Origin of the sequence: Flavitalea plasmicola (assembly GCF_030546645.1) — a bacterium.
GTDB lineage: Bacteria > Bacteroidota > Bacteroidia > Chitinophagales > Chitinophagaceae > Puia.
In genome coordinates, this window is record NZ_JAUOTO010000002.1 from 400726 (window position 1) to 423297 (window position 22572).

General features: G+C 53.7%; 10 protein-coding genes. 4 read left to right on the top strand and 6 right to left on the bottom strand.

Annotation, left to right across the window (positions count from 1 at the left end; translation table 11 throughout):
- Position 1 precedes the first annotated feature (1 nt).
- Together Q4E93_RS06955 and Q4E93_RS06960 are read right to left on the bottom strand one after the other, a co-directional pair.
- Positions 2-3310 (bottom strand): sialate O-acetylesterase, encoded by a 3309-nt coding sequence (locus Q4E93_RS06955; protein ID WP_303583732.1) that lies wholly within the window; start codon positions 3308-3310, stop codon positions 2-4.
- A 24-nt stretch (positions 3311-3334) separates the two neighbouring features.
- Complete coding sequence (locus Q4E93_RS06960) at positions 3335-4228, bottom strand: LacI family DNA-binding transcriptional regulator (RefSeq protein WP_303583733.1); 894 nt, start codon at positions 4226-4228, stop codon at positions 3335-3337.
- 490 nt (positions 4229-4718) lie between these two features.
- Here Q4E93_RS06960 and Q4E93_RS06965 point away from each other — a divergent pair, with 490 nt between their 5' ends.
- From Q4E93_RS06965 to Q4E93_RS06980, 4 genes are all read left to right on the top strand, one after another.
- Complete coding sequence (locus tag Q4E93_RS06965) at positions 4719-7856, top strand: SusC/RagA family TonB-linked outer membrane protein (RefSeq protein WP_303583735.1); 3138 nt, start codon at positions 4719-4721, stop codon at positions 7854-7856.
- A 33-nt stretch (positions 7857-7889) separates the two neighbouring features.
- Positions 7890-9410, top strand: coding sequence for a RagB/SusD family nutrient uptake outer membrane protein (locus Q4E93_RS06970; RefSeq protein ID WP_303583737.1), 1521 nt, complete (start codon positions 7890-7892; stop codon positions 9408-9410).
- Positions 9411-9474: 64 nt separating this feature from the next.
- A complete protein-coding gene (locus Q4E93_RS06975; RefSeq protein ID WP_303583739.1) occupies positions 9475-12858 on the top strand; it encodes a VCBS repeat-containing protein in 3384 nt (1127 codons plus the stop codon).
- Positions 12859-12862: 4 nt separating this feature from the next.
- Positions 12863-15076 (top strand): CRTAC1 family protein, encoded by a 2214-nt coding sequence (locus Q4E93_RS06980; RefSeq protein ID WP_303583741.1) that lies wholly within the window; start codon positions 12863-12865, stop codon positions 15074-15076.
- 9 nt (positions 15077-15085) lie between these two features.
- On the opposite strand, the gene Q4E93_RS06985 is transcribed toward Q4E93_RS06980, so the two are convergent.
- Genes Q4E93_RS06985 through Q4E93_RS07000 form a run of 4 tightly spaced genes read right to left on the bottom strand, consistent with a single transcriptional unit; the run spans position 15086 to position 22565 of the window.
- Positions 15086-16102, bottom strand: a complete 1017-nt coding sequence (locus tag Q4E93_RS06985) for a DUF5627 domain-containing protein (protein ID WP_303583743.1) — start codon at positions 16100-16102, stop codon at positions 15086-15088.
- A 28-nt stretch (positions 16103-16130) separates the two neighbouring features.
- Positions 16131-17885 carry a RagB/SusD family nutrient uptake outer membrane protein gene (locus Q4E93_RS06990; RefSeq protein ID WP_303583745.1) on the bottom strand — a complete coding sequence of 585 codons (1755 nt, stop codon included), beginning with the start codon at positions 17883-17885 and terminating at the stop codon, positions 16131-16133.
- A gap of 21 nt (positions 17886-17906) precedes the next feature.
- A complete protein-coding gene (locus Q4E93_RS06995; RefSeq protein ID WP_303583747.1) occupies positions 17907-20714 on the bottom strand; it encodes a SusC/RagA family TonB-linked outer membrane protein in 2808 nt (935 codons plus the stop codon).
- A gap of 33 nt (positions 20715-20747) precedes the next feature.
- On the bottom strand, positions 20748-22565 hold the full coding sequence (locus Q4E93_RS07000; protein ID WP_303583749.1) for a RagB/SusD family nutrient uptake outer membrane protein: 1818 nt from the start codon (positions 22563-22565) through the stop codon (positions 20748-20750).
- Between the last annotated feature and the right edge of the window lie 7 nt (positions 22566-22572).

The window sequence follows — 22572 nt, forward strand, 5'->3', positions numbered from 1 at the left end:
TTTATTGGAGTGCGCCCACGGCAGTGGACAAAAGAATATAATTTGCACAAATACCCACTGTCACCTCATTCTCGCCCCAGAAGAACGGCCAGTCTTCCTTATTCTCGGGGAAGTCGGGCTTCAGGATCAGGATCCCCGGGACAACGCCGCCTGCGATATAGCTGAAGTCAGCCCGGTTGTTGCCATACGTGATCTTCTTCGAGCGGGTTCCCACGGAGGAGACAAAGGATATATTGGAGTAAGGGTGGCAGCCGAAGAGATAGTTGAGACCGCGATAGACATATGCTGAACCCATGATATCCGGAAAGAGTTGATGAGCGTAATAGCAGGTGATCGCCCAGTTGACGATGCCCCCATTGCCGCCCCAGCCGCCGGCGGCCATCGGCACGCCATAGGGGTTTTGCCGGGTGTAGCCGTCACTCATCTCTTTGAACCGGGTCACATAGGTGCGTAGCTTGTTCCGGTAATCTTCATCCATGACGCTGCAGGCCTGCAGGGCGGTGAGCATGCCGAACTGCACGCTCCGGTCCAGCGCCTGCCAGATGCCATCCCTGAACTCCTTTGCGAAAGCTTCTTCTTTTGTCGTCATGTACAGCTGCAGCGCCGCCGACGACTTCAGGTTTCGTCTGAACATGACGGAAAAACGGGACGTATCCCGCCGGCTGAGGCTGTCATCTTCGTTCCAGAGTTTCCGTGCATAGTACAGGCTCTGGGCTGCCAGGGTATCATCGAAGCCCTTCAGCGCGCGGCTGGCGGCGGCCAATGCGGCGGCGGTGTAATAATCCAGGAACACCGTCCTTTCCGTGAAGGCCCACCTGTCATCCATGGTGCCGCTGGACTTACCATCCGACTGAAATGGTTTGAGGCGAGGATTATAGGGCAGATTGTCCGTCTCGGTGGATGCATCGCCCAAATGATGATATTGATGCAGGTTGGGAACGACGATCCCTCTCACCGGGTGGCCGATGTTCTTCACCTGGGCGACCATGTTCAGCACGCCGTGCCTGATCTGCTGCAATATATCGGGCTTCCCGTCCGGCCGATGAATATCGACGTACCGGGTGGGGTAATCGACGAACGTTTCGTCACGGCCAGGCTTGAACTTTTCCCAGGCGTCTACCAGCGCCAGGACGGCATCGCAGTGAGATCCCGTCTGGATGTCGAAATCGCCGGCGTCGAACCAGCCGCCGACGGCCATGCCGGGTATGCGCTGCAGGGGCTTGTACTTCGTCTGCGTGGAAGGGCCCATGCTGTAGCCGTCGAAATGCTGATGATCCACCGGCGCCTGCAGGGCGTCATCCAGGAAGGGCGCGCCGTGCCAGACCCGGTAAGCTTCGTTGACCTGCATGTGATCCATCTGCACCGGGAACCAAATGTCCAGTGTGGGATGCCAGATATCGGCATATACGTCGGGGTTGATACGAAAGGCGTTCGTCTTTTCGCTGCCGTATTGTAAAAAATAGACACCCGGGTCTTTAACAGCGCTGAAATCGAAGATCTGGTAGTTGTATCGCAGATACCTGCCCCAGGACTGGAGGGGCCCTCTTAATTTCTCTATTTGACTGCCGTCTTCCATGACCTGGTACAGCACTGCTTCTTTCAGCGGAGCATCATCCTTATCCAGCTCGATCACTGCCGACTTGTCCTGCTCCGGCCTGTAGCCGACCTGGGAGAAGGCGATCACCGGCTTACGTTTCCAGCCAGGAATGGCATTGGGCTCCAGGTACCAGGACAATACTTTTCCCGTCCTGCCTGCCGGCAGGAGGCTGCGAACAATGAACCAGCCGTTCTGGCCCAGGTTGCGTCCATCCAGGAGCATCAGGTCGGCATCGGCGCTACGGATCAGCACCTTTCGTTCAGGATCTTCCGGCGCCAGGATGATGTCGCGGCCGGTGGCCAGGGGCGAAGGGATGATAAATTCATGGCGCCCCCTGTCGTCGAAGGTATTGTGTCCGGCAAACTGCGGGATCTTTTTATCGTCAGATTCAATCCGGGTATTGCTGGAGGGATACAATGGGAAATTACCTGGTTTTCCGTCCGTGAGATAAGTTTTCTCAAAATAGGCGGACGGCAGGAATTCGAGGTTGAACCCGGCATTGCCCACCAATTTTTCCGGCAAGGGCTGATCGAGATAGACGTTGATCTCAACGCCTTTATCCTTTGCCAACACTTCGAGCCTCGAAGTGAAATTGTATTCCTTATACTTCAGGACAGCCTGGATGGCGTTGTGTTCCTTGTCCACCTTGCGGCTTTCCAGGACGGGGATGAGGTCCCACTGTTCCGGCGTTTGCTGCAATCTCACGGCCCCGCCTGTCGAGGTGCGCACGCCATGGTGGACGATCTCGATGCCGGCTGTTTTCTCATCGTAGAACATCCCGTTGTACTGACTGCTGAAGACCATTACATTCACGCCGGCCTTTTCAAAATACCCCGAGTCGCAGATCTGCAGCTGGGGCTCCGGCGGCGCTTCCGCGAGCTGATATCCCAGCAGCGAGAGCATCTCCCGGCCGTACCGACGACCCAGCATCCTGTATCCTGCCGCGTTGAAATGGAGGTTGTCGGGACCATCCGGGCAGCCGGCCGATGAAATGACATGTGCCGTAGGGATGGTCGCAGGCAGCTGCGCAATGATCTTATTCATGCTGGCGCAGACGCCGCCCTGGTCTGCATTCACCAGTTCGCCGGCCAGCAACGGCACCTCTTTCGCGTCCAGGCGGAGGTCTTTCAGCAAGTTGTCGTACACCACCCTGACCTTTGCCGGCCAGAGGGTGTCGTTGGTATTCGACTCTCCCTGGTGCAGCAGGATACCTTTGATCACGCCGGCTTTTTGCGCGCGCTGTGCCATTTCCAGCAGCCGGGCGTAAGGGTTGCCGCCATACTCTGCGATCATATTCTTCATCCAGTCCGGCGCTGAGGCGGCGAATGGTTTATAATGATCCTTGTCGAACAATTCAATCTTACATCCGGGCACGGACACATTGATGACCCCCACCCTGACACCCGGAGGCAGATGATCGACCAATGTCCTACCGAAGTAATCTGCGGGAGACAGGCCGGAGCGGCAACGGCATAGGGGCGGCCTGGCCGCGTACCATTCCCCTTTTTTTCTTCCCAGGTCGGGGCAGTCGACTGCCTGGAGTACCTGAAAGCGGGCGCCAACGGTGGTGTCCTGCGGCCCGGGCCGTGCGGCGCCGTCCATATTGGACTGGCCAAAACAAAGGAAGATATAAAAATTCTTATCCTGGGCGTTGGCGCTCATTCCGGATATCAACCATGATGCGAGCAGAAACAGTGTTGTACGAATGGACATTAAAGTTGCTTTTGAATAGAATGCTTAGCTGGCCTGGCTTCTTAAGGAGGAATTCCGGATGATCAAGGACGAGGGCACAATGGCGGTTGTCCGCTCTGTAACGGTCTTCCTCCCGGACAGATGCGCCAGCAAGGTAGAAGCCGCCGTCTTCCCGATCTCGAAGCCGGGATAGTCTATGGTAGTAAGTGCGGGTGTGATCAGTCTTCCGACGGGGTCATTATTGAACCCAACGATGGCTATGTCTTCCGGCACACGGATGCCGGCCTCGTTCAGCGTATGCATGCATATGGCGGCTGTCAGATCGTTGGTAATGAACAGCCCGTCGGGCAGGGGCTTCATGTGCAGTACTTTTTGGGCCGCGTCCGTCCCGGTGTCGGAGTCGCCTTCGGGCAGGAGGAGGAGCTCTTGTGAAAAAGCTATACCATAGCTATCCAGGGCTTCCCGGAAACCCTTGTACCGCTGTTTGTACACATCTCTTTTCAGGTCCGAGGTGATGATGGCGATGCGCCTGCAACCCTGCCTGATGAGATGTTCTGTCGCCAGGTATCCGCACCTGGCGTTGTCTATGACTACGGTGCCGCTGCTGCACGCGTCCTCGACACGATCGAAAAAGACCACTGGAGTCCCTTTGTCCGTGAGGGGGGAAAAATGGGCTGTTCCTTTTGTCTCTACAGAGAGCGAGGCGAGCACCCCGTCTACGCTGCGGTCGGACAGCAGTCGTACATTCGCTGCTTCTTTTTCCATATTTTCCTGAGAATGCGTAATAATGATATCGTAGCCACTTTCCGTGGTTATTTCCTGGATGCCTTTCAGCGCTGTGGTGATGAAATGGCTATCGAGCTTGGGAACGATGACCCCCACGGTTTTTGATTTCCTGCTGGCAAGGTCGTAGACGGCAACTCTTTTCTTTTCTGGCATGCATTCGGGTTTTGCTGGCTGAGCCAATTTAGCCCTTTAACCTCAAAATATATTTCGGCTGCGGCTATTTTGGGCAAGAATGAGACGATTTGAGCAGAAGGTGATAAAAAAGTGTCATTGCCGGCTGTTTCTTTTCAGGGAGGCTGATTTAAGGGGTAGTTCGGCCAGATGGGGGGGCAGGGCCGAAAATAATTAGCAAATGTCATTCTGACACGTAATAAAACAGGGGCGCCCTCCGGCAAAATCCCTCCTTTTTCTACATCCGTTGCATTTTTTTGCAAGTTTTAGCTCGTTATAAGTGAAAAACAAAAATGCTATTATATTTGATTATTAATAGATAACAGATTCTTTTTCTTACATATAACATATTTTCCACACTCAAAAATTAGGAAATTGAAATTTTTTATGCAATCGGTTGAAACTTTTTTCCTTAATTTCACCATACGATTTAGTTTACCAAAAACTTACTTTAATCATTAATTGTTTGCTCATGAGAAATTCCCAAACCGCTAATTCGCGTATCGCGAAAGGTCCCTTATTGCTGTTGGCATTGTTGTTCTTTTCATCCGGCCTGTTCGCGCAGGCGCCTGTCAAAGGGCGGCTTTCGGATGTCAGCGGCGCCCCATTGAGCGGAGCATCCGTTCTTATAAAAGGTACTACGCGGGGCACTTCCACGAATGCATCAGGAGAGTTCACCATCACTGCCAGCGTTGGTGACGTATTGGAATTCTCGATGGTGGGATTCCAGCCGGCCACCGTGAAGGTGGGGCCCAACACCGGCGAGATCGCTTTACAGCTGCAACCAAAGAGTGCCGCCGTTGAAGAGGTCATCGTCATTGGATACGGTACCCAAAAGCGGGCCTCGGTGACCGGGGCCATTTCGAGCGTGAACAGCAAGACGGTGCGGGAGCTGCCCGTCGCCAGCGTAGCGCAGGCCTTGCAGGGGAGGGTGGCCGGCGTCCAGGTGACCAACAACGGTAGTCCCGGCACTGACCCCCTCGTCCGCATCAGGGGTATCAGCTCCATATCGTATGCCTCGACCCCTTTGTATGTAATAGATGGGCTTCCCACAGGAGATCTGTCCACCATCGATACCAGGGACATCGAGACAGTGGATGTTCTCAAAGACGCTTCTGCGGCCGCCATTTATGGCTCCCGGGCCACCAACGGCGTCATCATGATCACTACCAAGAAAGGCAACCGGAGCGGCAAGCTGCGTGTCAGTCTGGATTCTTATGTCGGCACGCAGAATGTAACAAAAAGGCTGGACCTGCTGAACACGACGCAATTCCAGGAGTATGCGAAAAATTACAGGGGCAGCAATATCCAGCGGCTGATGGACCCCTGGGTCAACACGCCTATCTACCAGGGCGCGACGAAGACCTATGGCCAGACCAATACCGACTGGCAGGACGAATATTTCAAGAGCGGCGTGATGACGCAGCATAACATCGGTCTCAGCGGCGGCAACGAAGTATCCCGTTTTTACGCTTCCGCAGGTTACTTCGACCAGACGGGGATCGCTCCTACCGTGGCCTACAAACGCTATAACTTCCGGCTTAATTCGGAGCATACCATCAGTAAGGTATTCAGCTTTGGAGAGAACCTGTACCTCGCCTCCGGCGAACAGGCATATGATAATAATGAGGCAGGATCCAGGACCAACCTGATCAATGTCATCCGGATGATGCCCCACATGCCTGTCTACGACCCTACTACCACGGATGGGTTCAGAGGCGTAAACTCCGTGCTGGATGGCGGGGACCCCACTAATCCCGTCGAAGACGCGAAGGTAAAGAACCCCGGCAGCCGGAACACCTTAAAGGTGCTGGGTACAGCCTACGGGGAAGTAAACTTTACCAAATGGCTGAAATACCGCAGTACTTTCGGCATCGACTATGCGAATGGACTGGACTACCGCTTCTCCCCCATCTTCAATGACAGCGGCTCCATCAACGGCTCCAGCGCCATACTGGCTACCATCACGAATAACCGCAGCGTTTCTACCGTAAAGGTGTACACCCAGCAGCTGACATTCGACAAGTCCTTTGGCGACCATCACATCAACGCCGTTGCCGTATACGAATATCTGTGGAAAAGACTCAGGAATGAAAATGCCAGCGGCTACCAGGCGTCGAACAACCTCAAGACCCTGAACAACGCGCAGAATGTCTCCGTTCAAACGTTGAAATACGACGGCAGCCTGATATCGTATGTAGGCCGTCTGAACTACGACTATAAAGGCAAGTATCTGTTGAACGGCGCCATTCGCCGGGACGGTCTTTCTGTCTGGGCGCCCGGAAAGAAATGGAAGGTGTTTCCCTCCGTCAGCGCCGGCTGGCGCATAGACCAGGAAACGTTTATGCAGGCTCAATCGACCGTATCCGAGCTGAAAGTGAGAGGCGGTTACGGTGTCACTGGCCTGGATGGATTCCTGATAGGGTGGACACCCTGGCAGGCCACGGTGAGTTCCAACAGCGCCTACTATCCTTTCGGCAATTCATTCAACAACGGTCCTGCGTCTTCGATCCCGGCGCTGGCTAACCCGGACCTGGAATGGGAGACCACCAAGTCTCTGAACTTCGGCGTGGACCTGGGATTATTGAACAATGCGATCACGCTGTCCGCCGAGTATTTCCGGCGTAAAACGGACAACCTGATCCTGGCCGTTCCTCTTCCTCCCTCGATGGGCTATGTGACAAGCACCGTACCCGTCAACGTAGCAAGTATGACTAATAATGGCTTCGAGCTGCAGGTGGGCTACAATAAGAGAAATGGCGAGTTCAAATGGAACGCCAGCGGCAACATTACCATTATCAAGAACAACGTGACGAGACTGGCTCCAGGGGTCACCAATATCGAAGCGGGCTCCGATGCGGATCTTAGTGAGGGCTACAATGTCACCAATACGGCAGTCGGTCATCCCATTCAGTCGTTCTACGGCTGGCAAGTAGAAGGGATCTTCCAGGATACGGCAGAAATAAGCAAACATGCGACGCAGGTGCCCCTTGTCAACGGCGTTGGCACCAGCCCCGGAGATCTTAAATTCAAAGATGTGAAAGCAGATGGTATCATCAACAATGATGACCGCACGTACCTTGGCAGCTTCATTCCCAAATTCACTTATTCTTTCAACCTGGGAGCGAACTATCATAATTTCGATGCGTCGGTATTCTTCCAGGGCGTACAGGGCAATAAGATCTATAATGCCACCCGTACGATCTCCGAAGGCATGGTGCGCTTCTTCAATTCCAGCACGAAAGTGCTGGATGCGTGGAGGCCGGGTCATACTAATACCAATGTTCCCCGCGCCGCAAACGCCGACCCCAACCAGAATGCGAGGCCCTCTACCAGGTTCCTGGAGGATGGCTCCTATCTGCGCCTGAAAAATGTGATGGTGGGCTATACTATTCCGGAAAAGTCCTTGCAGGCCCTTACAAAAGGAATTGTTAGGGGATTCAGGATCTATGTGTCGGCACAAAATGTATTCACCGTCACCAAATATACAGGCTATGACCCTGAGGTGGGCAACAGGACCGTGAATACATCACAACTGACCAATGGCATCGACGCTGCCGTCTATCCTCAGCCAAAGGCCTACCAGGTAGGCATCCAGGCGAATTTTTAAAAAAATCCCAGCAAATTTGTAAAGCAAAATAATATGAGGCGTAATATCATAATAATAATATCGGGAGTTATCATCGGCACAGCCGCTGTAATTGCCTGTAACAAGCGATTGAATGTCTTTGATCAGAATAATCCCACGATCGACAGCTATTTCAAGACAGCAGGGGAACTGCGTAACGGCGTGAATGCCGCCTACTCTACACTGCGCAGCGCGAACCTCGTCGGACGCGAATGGTTCTTCACCCATGACATGCGGGGCGGCGAAACCTGGGCGGGAGGATCGCAGCTGGAGGCGCCGAGGGCCGAGCTGTTGAAGCAGGCTGCTCCGGCCCCATCCAATTCCGTCATGACCAGTGTCTGGACCGGCTCCTACCAGATCATCAACAGGACCAACGTGGTCATTACAAAAGGCACCGACGTAAAGGATGATCCCGCGGCAAGGGATGTCATCATCGGTGAAGCCAAATTCCTCCGGGCATGGGCCTATTTCGAGCTGGTGACCATGTGGGGGGATGTTCCCATTTATACAGAGCCCGTGACTACGGCCACTGGCTACAAGGGCAAATCACCGGCTGCGGACGTATATACTTTGATCATCAGTGATCTCACCGATGCTGTCGCCAAGCTGCCCGACATCCATTCCAAGGATGGTCGCGCCACAAAGGATGCCGCTAATTTCCTGCTGGGAAAGGTACTGATGCAGAAAGGCGACTATGCGGGCGCAAAAACAGCGCTCATGCAATTATATAACAAGTATCAACTTACCGACAATTACCTGGATAACTTCGACGGCGATGTCAAGGCGGGGGATGCTTTAAAAAGCTCCGGCCATGAATTCAACCCGGAATCCATCCTGGAAGTGGTCTTCGTCGACAAGGGCGACAACAATTTCAACTGGGGCTATAATGGAGAGGGCGCTACGGCCGATGGCAGCATCATGCGGAGCCAGGAGTACGGCAAGGTATGGGGTAACGTGATCCCGTCCGATGCGATACTCGACGAATTCGAAGCGGGTGATCCCAGGTACAAGTTTACTTTTTACGAGTCCGGGGATAAGATCCTGACGTTTAACGGTACGGATCCCGGTCTGGCGCTGACGGATGACAAACTGAATGTGGCCACCAGCAAGCATAACGGCGTGGCGATGAAAAGGATATACCGCAAATATTCCATACTGGACTGGAACAACGACGACTTTCACCCCGACGGCCTCAACCAGCGCATTATGCGCTACGCAGAGGCGCTGCTCATGCTGGCGGAATGCGAGGCTGAAGTTGGAACGCCTGCCGCGGCAGCGGGCTTTATCAATGAGGTGCGTGACCGCGCCAGCGTACACATGCCGCACGTGACACTGGCCAACCACGATGACGCCATCAAGGCAGTCATGCACGAAAAAGCGGTGGAAATGGCCGGAGAGGAAGTCAATAACATCGATATGCTCAGATGGAGGGGCAAAGGATACTATCCTTCCATGCGGCCTGATCCCAAGCCGGGACAGGTGGCCCTGTTCCCCATCCCCGCCAGTGAAACATCGGCTAACCCAATGATCAAATAATCATCTCAATCATGTTTAAAAAGAGGCTACCTGTTAGCCTCTTTTTTTTCTGTAACTTGTCCTTATGTCATTTCCGGCTTGTCCATATCCCCGTCTGTGGCTGCTGTGCATAGCGGTCACTTTTTTCTCTGCGTGCCGTCAGCAACCAAAGAACAGCCTGTTCACGCAACTGCAGCCGGATGCATCCGGCATCCATTTCCGCAATGATCTGAATGACGGCGACTCCTCCTCTTCCTTCATCAACGAATTCGGGTATATGGGCGGAGGCGTCGGTATCGGCGATTTCAATAATGACGGGCTTAAAGACATCTTCTTCACCGCCAACCAGGGCAGCTGCCGCCTGTATGTCAACAAAGGCAGCAACAAATGGGAGGATATCTCCGAAAGGGCAGGCGTAACAACAAAAGTATGGGCCACGGGGGTCAGCGTCGTCGACATCAACAATGACGGCTACGACGACATCTATATCTGTGTGCTGGGAAAAGACCTGGCGCATCCTGCCAAGAACCTGTTATTTATCAACCAACACGATCTCACCTTTAAAGAAGAGGCGGAGGAATATGGGCTGGCCTTTTCCGGCTATTCCACCCAGGCTGTCTTCCTGGACTATGACAGGGATGGGGACCTCGACATGTACCTTGTCAACTATTTGATAGGAAACTATACCAATACCATCATTCCCCGCAACCGGAGCGGAAGCTCCGCGGCAAATGACAGGCTTTACCGAAATGAAGGCCCTTCAAAGCTAAAAGGCCATCCTGTATTTACGGACGTCACGCTGCAGGCGGGCATCAAAGAAGACGGCTATGGGTTGGGCGTTACGGTGAGCGACTTCAACAACGATGGCTGGCCCGACATTTATGTGGCCAATGACTTTCTCTCGAATGATGACTTATGGCTGAACTGCCGCAACGGTACTTTTACCAATTGCATCAGCAGATCGCTTCAGCACCAGTCTTATTCCAGCATGGGTACTGACGCGGCGGACATCAACAACGACGGACTGCCGGACATCGTTACCCTGGACATGCTGCCTGAATACAACCGGCGGAAAAAGGAGTCCTTCTTTTTTATGAACTATGACAGGTACCAGGCTGAACGGGATATGGGGTACGAGCCGGAGTTCATGCGCAATATGCTTCAGCTAAACAACGGGTGTATTCACGGGGGCGACACCAGCATTCCCTATTTTAGTGAGATCGGACAACTGGCCGGCATCGAGTCAACGGACTGGAGCTGGAGTGTCCTGATGGCGGACTTTAACAACGATGGATGGAAAGATATCCATGTCACCAATGGCATCGGGAGGGATTTTATCAATGCCGACTTCCTGGAGTTCAGCAGTAAGATCTTCGGCAGCAACAAGACCAGGCAGGAGCAGGAGGCCCTGATCCGGAAAAGACTGGCGGAGCTGGATCACGTCAATCTTCCCAATTACCTTTATCTCAACCAGGGTAATTATTCTTTTGCGGATGCCTCGGCCGGGGCCGGTATCGACGAACCCTCCATGTCCAATGGCGCCGCCTATGCGGACCTGGACAATGACGGGGACCTGGACCTTGTCGTAAACAACATCGATAAAGAGGCTTTTGTATTCCTCAATAATACGGTACAGCAGGGGAAAGTGCCGGAAGCGCATTTCCTAAGCCTGCGACTGGCGGGCGACAGCCTTAACACGCATGGTTTCGGCGCGAAAGTCTGCGTGTACAGCGACGGCCGTATGCAAATGCAGGAAGAGAACCCGGTCCGCGGCTACTTTTCATCCGTGGACCAGCAGCTGCTGTTCGGGTTGGGCCGGAGCCGTCGTGTGGACTCCATTAAAGTTATCTGGCCTGACAGCAACCTGCAGGAGATAAGGAATATTCCCGCGGACACCTTTATGACCTTGTCATGGAAAAATGCCGTCAAGGTCCCACCGGCTTCCCCTGTCGATGCGCCGGCCCTTTTTTCCGACGTAACTTCTTCTTCGGGCATCGTGTACAGGCATCATGAGAACCCCTTCAATGATTTTGCTCTTCAGCGGCTGCTGCCGCACAAATATTCCCAGTTGGGACCTTTTATCACCACAGGAGATATCAATGGTGACGGCGCCATGGACTTCTTTATCGGCGGGGCGTTCAATTTTTCCGGTAAGCTTTTTACGCAGGGGAAAGATCAATCCTTTATGTCGAAAAGCCTCGTCGACAGCATCAAGATGGAGGAAGACATGGGCTGCACCTTATTCGATGCCGATGGCGACGGCGACCTGGACCTGCTGGTCACCGGCGGAGATATTCAATATGAGGAGGGCTCTGTGTTTTACAAGCCCCGGCTCTATATCAATGACGGAAAAGGGAATTTCAGTCTCAGCAAAAACGCCCTGCCGGATAATGTCAGGACTATTGCCGGCTGCGTTACCGCGGCAGATCTTGACGGAGACGGCGACCTGGACCTGTTCATAGGAGGCCGGGTGGCTAAAGAATATCCCCTGTCCCCCCGTAGTTTTATCCTGAGGAACGATAAAGGCGTGTTTACCGACGTCACGGCGAAAGTCTGTCCCGGGCTCGAAAAGGGCGGCATGATCACAGCCGCCGTGTGGATGGACTTCAATCATGACAAACAGATGGACCTGGTGGTAGCCGGGGAATGGATGCCGGTGCAGTTCTTTGTGAATGACCGGGGCGTCCTCCATGAAACGACGGAGGCCACCGGCCTGACCAATATGCACGGTATGTGGAAGAGCCTTATTGCGGCGGATGTCGACAATGACGGCGACCTGGATCTCGTGGCGGGCAATCTTGGCCTTAATTGCGACTATCATGTCAGCGCGACCACGCCGATGGAACTTTTTGCAGCCGACATTGACGGCAACGGCAGGATAGATCCCGTCCTGTTTTACTACATCAGGGACGTGGACAGCGTGAAACGCTCCTACCCTGCCTTTAGCAGGAGCCAGCTGGCCATGCAGGTGCCTGCGGTAAAAAAGAGGTTCCTCCTTTACGAAGATTATGCGAAAGCGGGCTTTGAGGACATCTTCCCGGGAAAGAAGAAAGCCGATGTATTAAGCTTCTATTGCGACGAGACCCGGAGCTGCTGGCTGGAGAACAGGGGCAATGGAAAATTCATCAAACACATCCTGCCTGTCGAAGCGCAGTTCGCACCCGTCAATGCAATCATCTGCGAGGATATCGACGAGGATGGATACCGTGATCTCCTGCTGGCAGGAAATGATTACCAGTCGGACGTTATCACCGGGAGGTATGACGCCTCCTATGGTTGCTTCCTCCGCGGCAGCCGTGAAAAGCAATTCACTTTCGTACCGCCGGCCAGGAGCGGATTCGTCCTGAAAGGCGATGTAAAGGATATGGCGCTGATCCGTCTGGGGAAAAAAGAAAAAATAATTGTCGCCGCAGTCAATGACGACAGTCTGCGGACGTTCCGCATCAATGTTCCGAAATTAAAAAAATAATGGTATGTCCTATCGTCCGCTGTTATTTTTAGCGCTGATCAGCCTTGCCGCCTGCAAGGATAAACACCTGCCCAACCAGGAGATGATCGACCTTTTGAAGGTTTCGGCCAGGTACGACCACAACCACGAGAATGTTTTTTCGCCGGAAGCCATGATCGAGTACTGCGACTCCCTATTGAGCAACACTTCCGATGACGATGCGCGGAGAAAGGCGCTGAGCAAAAAAGCCAATGCGCTAATGCAATTGGGGGAAGAGCAAAAGGCCATCGACATCTTCCAGGACCTGCTGGCAAAGATATCTTTGGGGAATATCGAGCAACGGCAGCCCGTGATGAAGGATCTTGCCATTGCCTATCTACGAATGGGCGACAGGACCAATTGCATCAACAACCATACGGCGGAATCCTGCATCTTCCCTATTGCGGGAGGAGGCGTGCACCGGGATAAGGCAGGGGCAGAAAAAGCCATTGAACTGTATAAAGCGATACTGGCGGACAATCCCGGCGATCTTGAATCCAGGTGGCTGTTGAACGTCGCCTACATGAGCACGGGCGGCTACCCGTCGGAAGTGCCACCGCAATTCCTGCTGAAGGTCAGGGATGAAGATACCATGCACCTGGTGAAACCCTTCAGAAATGTAGCTATGAATCCGGGTCTGAACTACAAATGTATTGCCGGCGGGAGCATCGTGGATGATTTCAATAACGACGGATATCCGGATATTGTACTCAGCAGCTGGAGCCTGACGGAGCCGATGCGCTACTACCGGAACAATGCCAACGGGACTTTTACGGATGTATCGGACTCCTCCGGTCTGGGCTATCTCACGGGAGGGCTGAACATCGTGCAGACCGATTATAATAATGATGGCTATAAGGACATCTTCGTATTAAGGGGGGGCTGGAAAGGGAAGTTCGGGAAGAATCCCAATTCCCTGTTGCGGAATAATGGGGATGGCACTTTTACGGACGTGACGAAGGAAAGCGGACTCCTCTCCTTCCACCCTTCCCAGACGGCCGTCTGGGCGGATCTCAACAACGATGGCTGGCTGGATGTCTTCATAGGAAATGAAACGACCCCTCATGAAGAGGCGCACCCTTGTCAATTGTTTATCAATAACAGGAACGGGACATTTACCGAGATGGCGGCAAAGGCGGGTTGCGCCATTACGCTGTTTGTAAAGGGCGTCACCGCGGGCGACTACGACAACGACGGTCTCACGGATATCTTTCTTTCCACCCTGAATGGCAATAAAATCCTGCTGAGGAACGAATCGGATAAGAACGGCGTCATAAAATTCAGGGACGTAAGCGAGCAGGCTGGACTGACCCATAACATGACCCGTACATTTCCCACCTGGTTTTGGGATTATGACAATGATGGCTGGCTGGACATACTCGTATGCGGGTATGAGTTTACGCAATCCCTTTCTTATTATGCGGCGGCCGAGGCTATACAGTTGCCCATAGGCAATGCCGGAAAGGTCTTTTTGTTCAGGAACAAGCATGACGGGACCTTCGAGGAGGTGTCCGCCAAGGCAGGGCTCAATAGCACCGCCTTTGCGATGGGGGCCAATTTTGGCGATATCGACAATGATGGCTACCTGGATTTTTACCTGGGCACCGGCAATCCGCAGCTGAAGTCGGCTGTTCCGAACAAATTATTCAAGAATATCGGCGGCGAACGCTTTTTGGACGTCACCACATCCGCCCGGGTAGGCAATCTGCAGAAGGGGCATGGCGTCTCTTTTGCGGACCTGGACAATGACGGCGACGAAGACATTTATATCAAAATGGGCGGCGCCTATACGGGTGACGCTTTTGAAAACGCTTTGTATCTGAACCCCGGCCAGCCTGATAATCACTGGGTCAATCTCCTGCTCCAGGGTACCTTGTCCAACAAGGCCGCCATCGGAGCCAGAATAAAACTAACGTTCAGGGAGCATGGCAAGGAGCGGGCTGTTTTCAGGGATGTGAACTCCGGCGGCAGCTTTGGCTCCAACCCTTTGCGTCAGCACATCGGCATCGGGGCAGCTACGACCATCGAGCAGGTGGAAATAAGCTGGCCTGTCACCGGGAAAACGCAGGTATTCCGGAACCTCCCTATCGACAGGAACGTAAAGATCGTCGAGGGGGACAGCGTATTCAGTACCTACGAACTTTCCCGGTGCGACTTTCAGTCCGGCGTAAGGGGGCTGATCAGCTGCGCGCCGAAGTAGCCTCTCCGGCTATTTTACCACCGGCGTAAAGGTCTCGAATTTTTCTCCGCGGTCACGCATGACCAGGGTGTCCGTAAAACTGTGTGTAGACGTTCCGAAATCGACGGTATATTTAAGGTGCAAAACGTCCCGCTGCTGGTTGCCCCAGGAATCTCCATGCTTTACAAACTCCCCGTTGCCCGTGATGCTGTAAGCGGCGGATGCCGGGTTGGCAATACTGCACTTTCCGTTGTTGTCGAACGTGAGGAGCAGTTGGAAGGGGATGTTCACGTTGGTCCTTGATTTTGCATTCAGCGGCAGGGAATTCATCGACATGGACAGGGTGCTTGTGCTGCAAAGCTGATCTGTCTCTACGAATGCCGTGTGATAGGTGATCGTCGTGTCGGCGCCCCCGTCTTTCAGCACCTCCGCCCCTCTCCTCAGATAATTTCCGTGCCAGGGATTGATATATTTCACCGCATAAAGGATATAATTCTTAGGCCGGGTGGCCCAATTGCCCGCTATCCGGGGGTCGGGGGAGGTGAGGTCGCTTTTCCCGCTGAGAATGGAATCCGCATTCACAACCGAGGTCATGCGCAGGGGAATGACGAACGTATTGGCTACCGACCGGGGATCCGCGAAAAATGCGTCGGTGAGCTGTACTTCCAAACCACCCATGAGGCTGCCCGAAGGGATGGTGATCTTCATGTCCTTGGGAAGCGTGTAGTAGCCGGGCGGCATCGTGACGACATCGTTACCGGCGCCGTCGAATTTCAGGCCCTGGGAAAGGGTGGTATCGACAGACACGCCGATGGAAACGTTCCTGCTATTCTGATATACCCCGCCCATGGTGGCCATGATGGTGCACTTATGCTGATTGTCGAGTGAATTGTCAAAATTATCGTCCCCCAGCACCAGCGTTCTCACCGGTGACTGGTAAGCAAAGTATACGGTAGTATATTTATAATCGGGAAAGGTCAGGTGTTTGTTCGAGCAGGAGGAAAAGATAGCCAGGATGATACCCGACGCGAATATTATGTTTTTCATTACGTATTTTTTTTAGTTATCAACAACATTACCATCCTTTGTTCTGTGTTAAATTCTCTTTCAGCACCTCATTGTAAGGCAGGGGGCCGTAATACATATAGTCAGCATACTGCCGGCTCTCTACCGCGTCTACCGTATACTGGTTATTGGCTATGGTGACCCCTTTCGCGGGGACGGTGAGGCTTTCTTTCCATCGCCTGAGATCCCAGAAGCGGAAGCCCTCGAAACAAAGCTCCAGGCGCCGTTCGTTATGGATCAGCGCGCGCAAGTCCTCTGTGGAATTGATAGAAGCCAGGTAATTGTCCGGCTGTGCGATGCCTGCCCTCTTCCGGATGGCAGCGATGACATCACGGGCCGAGTAGCTGTGACTACCCTTGCCATCAGGGCCCCAGGCTTCGTTGGCGGCCTCTGCATAGGCCAGGAACAATTCCGTATACCGGATGTAGGGTACGTAATGCCTTTGCGTATTGGTCGCTGCGGGATTGAGGTTTACGTCCTCGCGCAGCAGCTTGCGCATATAATATCCGGTGCGCGTGGAGGTGGAGATCGTGTTCAAACCATCGTTGGTGGCGCCCGGCTGGGTGAGGATGGTCGACCCGGACGGTCCTGCTTTACTGCCATTGACGACGATGTAGAGCGCGAGGCGGGGATCGCGGCCCGTATAAGGGCTGCTGCCGTCATATCCGCCGGCCGGGTCCGTGATGGGGTATCCATTGGCCATCGGGAATGCATCGACCAGGTTTTGGGTGGGATTGACGCGTCCATTGCCGTAGAGCGTCGGGGGATAATTGTCCCTTTCCAGGTTGTTGCCGTCACCTACATTCCCGCGCCAGAGAATTTCGCCGGGGTTTACCCCGGATGCCACTGCGTTTATCTCGCCGGCATTTTTGCTGGCATACCAGTAATCGCCGTTGGCTGCGATCCCCGCCAGGCCGCCTTTCAGGTCGAGGACCGTGGCCGCATCGTCGGCCGCCTTTGTCCATGCGACAGTTGTTCCCTGGCTGTAAGCCGGGCTGGCGGCCAGCAGCGATACCCTGGCACGAATACCTTTGGCGATGCGGGTTGTCATGCGTTGCCGGTTGTACGCCCCAAATACGCGATTGTAGTCCGCCACCGTCGTCTTGCCGGCGTATTTTGCCGGGATGTCGGAGACCAGGCTGATATTCTCGAAATCCAGCGGCAAATAGCTTTCCGCGGAATCCAGGTCCTTATAGATCTGCTGCACACATTCGTCGAAAGTATTGCGCGGCACTTTAAAATCCGAATGGCCGTCCTGCGGCTTTGTCAGGATAGGAACTCCCAGCAATTTCCCGTCCGTCGTCCATCCGCCATGCGCCTGTAACAGGTAGTACATGAATAAAGCCCGCAGGCCAAAAGCTTCCCCCTTGATGCGGTGATTGAACATCTGGTCCGTGAATTGACCCGTCGTAGCCCAATTTACCTTATCCGCCTCGGTCAGCATCACATTGAGGTATTGTATGGCGGCAAACGCGCCGGTCCATTGCTCCACCGGGTTGCTGATGGACGACCATTTGCCTGTGGCCATCAACCGGTAGTTATTGTTTGGATCGTTCGACACGGCATCATCCGTGGCGACGTCGTTGAACGAATAGCTTCCCGTCGGGAGCCGGGCATATCCATTGAGCAGGATCCCCTCTGCAAATGCGGCATTATCGTATATATTGCTTAGTCCACGGTTGTTCTCATCGGCCGGAGATAATATTTTTTTGCACCCGCCGAGCGTCAATGCTGTGGCTAATAGAAAGATCAATTCCTTTTTCATCTGTTTGTATTGATGTTGACGTTAAAATTCTCCTTTAACACCGAAATTATAGAAACGAGTCTGCGGCATGGAGCCAATATTCAATTCCATTACGGCCCTGTTACGGGCTATGGTCAGCAGGTCTGTACCACTGATATACACGTTGGCTCCCTTAATGAAAGAATGTTTCAGCAGACTATTGGGCAGCTGATAGGTCAGCTGCACTTTGGAAATATTAAAGCGGTTGGTGCTGTACGTCCAGTAGTCGGAGTTCCGGAAATTATTGCCTCCGCCGGAAGTAGTCAACCGGGGATAGGTGGCCGTGTTCTTTGTAGCTTCCGTCCAGGCGCCGAGCACCACTTCGGAATATTTCGCAGCAGTGCCGGAGATCCAATAATAACTGCCGCTGCGGATACCGGCGCCTCCAAACGAGCCTGTACCCAGCACAAAGAGGGAGAACCCTTTCCACTGTGCGGTGATGTTCAGGCCGCCTGTGAAGGGACTGCTCCAGCGGCCAATCATGACCTCATCACGCTCGTCAATCACCCCATCTTTGTTCTGGTCTTTGTATTTGATATCGCCGGGCCGCACCGTTCCAAACTTTTGCCCGGGATGCTGATCTATGTCATTCTGGTCGGCAAATAATCCTTCGCTCTGCAAGCCGAAGATGGCATCAGTGGGCTTTCCGGCCCGGCGGCGATATGCGTCTGCATACAGCTCGTCCCTTTTGAGCGCTTTGGTTCTCACATAAGTACCGGCCACGCCGAATGTCAGCCTCACATTGCCGGCATCCTGGTGAAAGTTCAGCTGGAAGTCGAATCCCTGGTAGCGGTTGGCTTCAAAATTAGTAAAGGGGACAAAGGAGGTGGGGGGATAGCCGGTGAAAAAGTAGCTTGGGTATTGGGAATAGGCCTGTACCGGGATCCCATCTTTCTTAATAAAAAACATCGTAGCCAGCAGGTCCAGCTTTTTATTAAAGAAAGAAGCGTCGATGGTGAGGTTGATCTCCTTGCGTTTGGTGAAAGACAGATCCGGGTTCGCCCCACGCGAGATAGTGGTAGCCTGGCTGGTATACGTGCCGTCGGCCCATGAAAAATAGGCGGTTGGCGCATATACGGCGTTGTATAAATAATAGTTGTTGCTATCGGGCTCGGTGTTGACGATGCCGGCGGATGCGGTCAGCTTCAGGCGGTCGAGCCATCCGGCGCCCTTCAGAAAACTTTCGTCGCTTATCAGCCAGCCCAGGCTCGCCGTAGGAGAGAAACCTACACGCCTGCCGGGGGCGAGCTTGGTGGAATTGACCACTGCTCCGCTGAAATCCGCGTAATATTTATGATCATAATTGTAACCCAGCTGCAGTCCCAGGTTGGCATTGGTGCGATACTGGAAGTCGCCGGTGTGGCGGCGCCGAAGCGCATCCGCCATTAAAATAGCGGACACGTTATGCTTTTCGCGGAAGGTATTGACATAATCAAAATGCATGCTGAAGTCTATCAGCTGATCGCTCCAGGTATTAGCCAGGTTCTGGATGCCGGGTTTGCTGTCTTTGTTATACTTGGTCAATTGCGTGATGCTGTCGCCGCCGGCGCCCGTGCTCCAGGAGGGAGCGTACACCGCATAGGTGTTGTTGACGGTCTCATCATACATATTGGAATAGTCGACAGACAGCTGGCTATGAAAAGAGAATCCTTTCAATACGTTCCTGAGGTCTACGTCGACCCCATTGGTGTACTGGAATTGCCGGCTCGTGAAATTATCATACCCTCCCGCATATACGTCCGCGATGGGATTGGTCAAATATTGCTGGGTTCCCCCCAGGAGATACCTGCCGTCGATGATGTTACGACCGCCTTTCACCAGCGCCTGGGCATTCTGCGCGCTTCCTGCGACCAGTCCCACGGGGATCAGCGGCGCAAACCATTGCGGCTGCAGGCTGTCCGCCCTTTGCCAGTAATTGCCCAGGGCTCTCCGGTTGGTCGAAAACACCGTGGACACATTGACATAGGTGCTGATGAAATCATTCAATTTCAGGTCTATGTTCCCCCGCAAATTCAAACGTGTATTCCGTTCGTTCCTGCCTTCCCCGAAATTCAGCAAGGAATTCTGGCTTTGGAAGCCTGCCAGGGCATAAAACCGTGCACGTTCGGTGCCACTGGTAAATTCCGCGTTGGCGGACCAGGTATTGTACAGCTTGCGTAAATACTTCGAGGAGAAATAATCAACGTCCGGGTAGCGATAGGGGTTGGAATGAGCGGCATATTTCTGAATGGTGGAGTCGGCGTACAAGGCGGGCAGCCCGTCATTCAGGGAAGCCTGGTTATAATGGGACATGTACCCGGCAGCCCCAAGGTACCTGGGATAAGATTTGGGTACGTTGACGCCTGTGTTCACCCGTACGCTGCTGCCATGGATGCCCGCCCTTCCACGCTTGGTTGTTATGAGGATCACGCCGTTGGCCGCGCGGCTGCCATATAGTACGGCGGCATTGGCGCCCTTGAGAAAGGAGACCTGTTCGATCTCGTTGGCCGTGATGTCATTCAGGGACCGGGGCTCGCCGTCTACCAGTACCAATGCAGCGCCGATGTTCCAAAGGTTCCCGCCCCCTATGAATGCGTCCGACCCTTCCAATGGATAGGTGCCGTAATGTTTGTCCAGGTAGGACGGAGGGTTCAATACAGATATGCCGCCGCCCAGGTCTTTACGTCCTACAGACCTGTAAGCCACGTGTACTGAAGAATCGTTGCCCAGGTTGGTAGCCCCCTTCTCCGGAAGCGCCTGTCCTGCGGCACCCAGCCCGAGGCCTGCGCATGCCGCGCCTAAAAATATTTTCAATAATATATTGCTTTTCATTGTTACCTTTTTTGGCTTTAAATAGTGTTGCGCTCAATAGCCGGGATTCTGGCCGAATGAAGGATAGAGGTTTACATCACTTATTTTCAGGGGCAGCCAGTAATTCTTATCATCGAACTTGCGGGTAATGAGCAGTCTTTCCTTTATATTGATCGGCTTGCCGTCGGCGGCGCGGTCGAAGTCGATGGCGGTCTTTTCCCGGTATTTGACCGTGCCGGCCAGCAGCCAGCGGCGCAGGTCGTTATAGCGGATCTCTTCTTCAAAGCCCAGTTCCATCGCACGTTCGCGAATGATCTCACCCATGAACCTGTCCTTATCGGCCACGTATTGCGGCCCTACCTGGCCGGCGCCGCAGCGATCTCTTAACTTGTTGACTGCGGCCTCGGGAGTCAAATAATTTGGTCCGGTGCTGGTAGCGCTTCCATAGCCCTGCAATACTGCCTCGGCGTACATCAGGTAGACGTCCGCCAGGCGCATATAGGACAAATGCAGGTAATTGTTGGGAAAGCCATCGATATTATTGGCCGTCATAGGCGTCAGCTTGCGCAACAGGTATCCCGTGCGGCCTATGGACGTGTTGTCGCGGCTGTACCCGCCAATGGATAAATTCGCATAACGGTATTTCTCTTTATCTGCCGGGGCGGACCCTTTGATGATCTGGTTGCCATCGGTGACTATGTCGTGATAAAAACGCGGATCGCGGTTGGCCCAGGGATCATTGGGATCAAAGCCTGAGGCGGAGTCGTCGATGGGCAGACCGTTGGCCATGCCATAATTTTCCACGAACCTGGCGTTCGGGGACACATATCCTCCGCCGATGTTCCCTTCTCCGAAGATGGAGCTGGGCCCCCAGGGACAGCCGGCGAACCAGGAGCTGTACACGGGATTCTGGAAGACGGCCTCGGGATAGCCTGGTATGAAATTACCGCCGTTGGTGTAGAAGAGATCGCTGTAATGTGCGAAGTCAATCAGCTTTATCCAGGTGGCGTGGCTGTCCACCAGCTTCAGGAGCTCGGCAAACGCATCGGCCGCCTTTTTGCAATACCCGGCGTCGAAGCTTGCATTGCCCGTGGAGGAACGGTTCATCAGCGGACTGCCGGCGTATAAATAATTCTTACCCAGGTATCCCAGCGCCGTCACTTTTGTGATCCGGAGCTGATTTTTCCCCAGGGTCGCCTTGCCGGCATCCGTGTTGTCCCAGTCCACCGGCAGAAGGTCTGCTGCCGCCCGCAGGTCGTCGGCGACATGATTCGCCATCTCCTGGTAGCTCAGGCGAGGCAGCTGCAGCTTTCCTCCCGAAGACAGGACCGTATCGATATAGGGCAGTCCGCCCCAATAGGTCATCAGCTCGAAATGGAACCATGCGCGGAAGAACAACAATTGTCCTTTGACCAGGTCCTTCTCTTCCTGTGTAGCATTGAGCTTATCCAGGTTAGCGAGGCCCAGGTTGGCTTTATGAATCCCGTACCAGCTGTTGGGCCACAGCCCCTTGCTAAAGCCAGTGCCGGGATCTGAATTGTAGGTGGGGGCATCCAGCCAGGAGATCCATTCGCCTGTGGTCCAAGACCAGCTGTCGCCGTTGTCGAACTGTTCGTTCAACCAGGTCACGCCCGTCTTATGAATGATCTCGTCACCCAGTAACCAGTCGCAGGCCCAGGTCTTGCTGGTAAATTCCGGGACGCAGGAATACAGCTCTTCGGTGAAGCCCTGAAAATTGGTAAAATTTACAAAGGCGTCCGTTGATGAGACATCCGCCCCCGGGGCTCTATCCAAATAGCGTTTGCAGCCCGTCATCGCCGTTGCAGCAATAAATACAAAACAAGTGGTAATAATATATGAATGCTTTTGCATATGGCTT

Bases quoted from the DNA above. Each gene is read 5' to 3' on its own strand.
- Q4E93_RS06960 (WP_303583733.1), bottom strand. From the start codon at position 4,228: ATGCCAGAAAAGAAAAGAGTTGCCGTCTACGACCTTGCCAGCAGGAAA.
- Q4E93_RS07000 (WP_303583749.1), bottom strand. From the start codon at position 22,565: ATGCAAAAGCATTCATATATTATTACCACTTGTTTTGTATTTATTGCT.
- Q4E93_RS06980 (WP_303583741.1), top strand. From the start codon at position 12,863: ATGTCCTATCGTCCGCTGTTATTTTTAGCGCTGATCAGCCTTGCCGCC.
- Q4E93_RS06990 (WP_303583745.1), bottom strand. From the start codon at position 17,885: ATGAAAAAGGAATTGATCTTTCTATTAGCCACAGCATTGACGCTCGGC.
- Q4E93_RS06975 (WP_303583739.1), top strand. From the start codon at position 9,475: ATGTCATTTCCGGCTTGTCCATATCCCCGTCTGTGGCTGCTGTGCATA.
- Q4E93_RS06970 (WP_303583737.1), top strand. From the start codon at position 7,890: ATGAGGCGTAATATCATAATAATAATATCGGGAGTTATCATCGGCACA.
- Q4E93_RS06965 (WP_303583735.1), top strand. From the start codon at position 4,719: ATGAGAAATTCCCAAACCGCTAATTCGCGTATCGCGAAAGGTCCCTTA.
- Q4E93_RS06995 (WP_303583747.1), bottom strand. From the start codon at position 20,714: ATGAAAAGCAATATATTATTGAAAATATTTTTAGGCGCGGCATGCGCA.
- Q4E93_RS06985 (WP_303583743.1), bottom strand. From the start codon at position 16,102: ATGAAAAACATAATATTCGCGTCGGGTATCATCCTGGCTATCTTTTCC.
- Q4E93_RS06955 (WP_303583732.1), bottom strand. From the start codon at position 3,310: ATGTCCATTCGTACAACACTGTTTCTGCTCGCATCATGGTTGATATCC.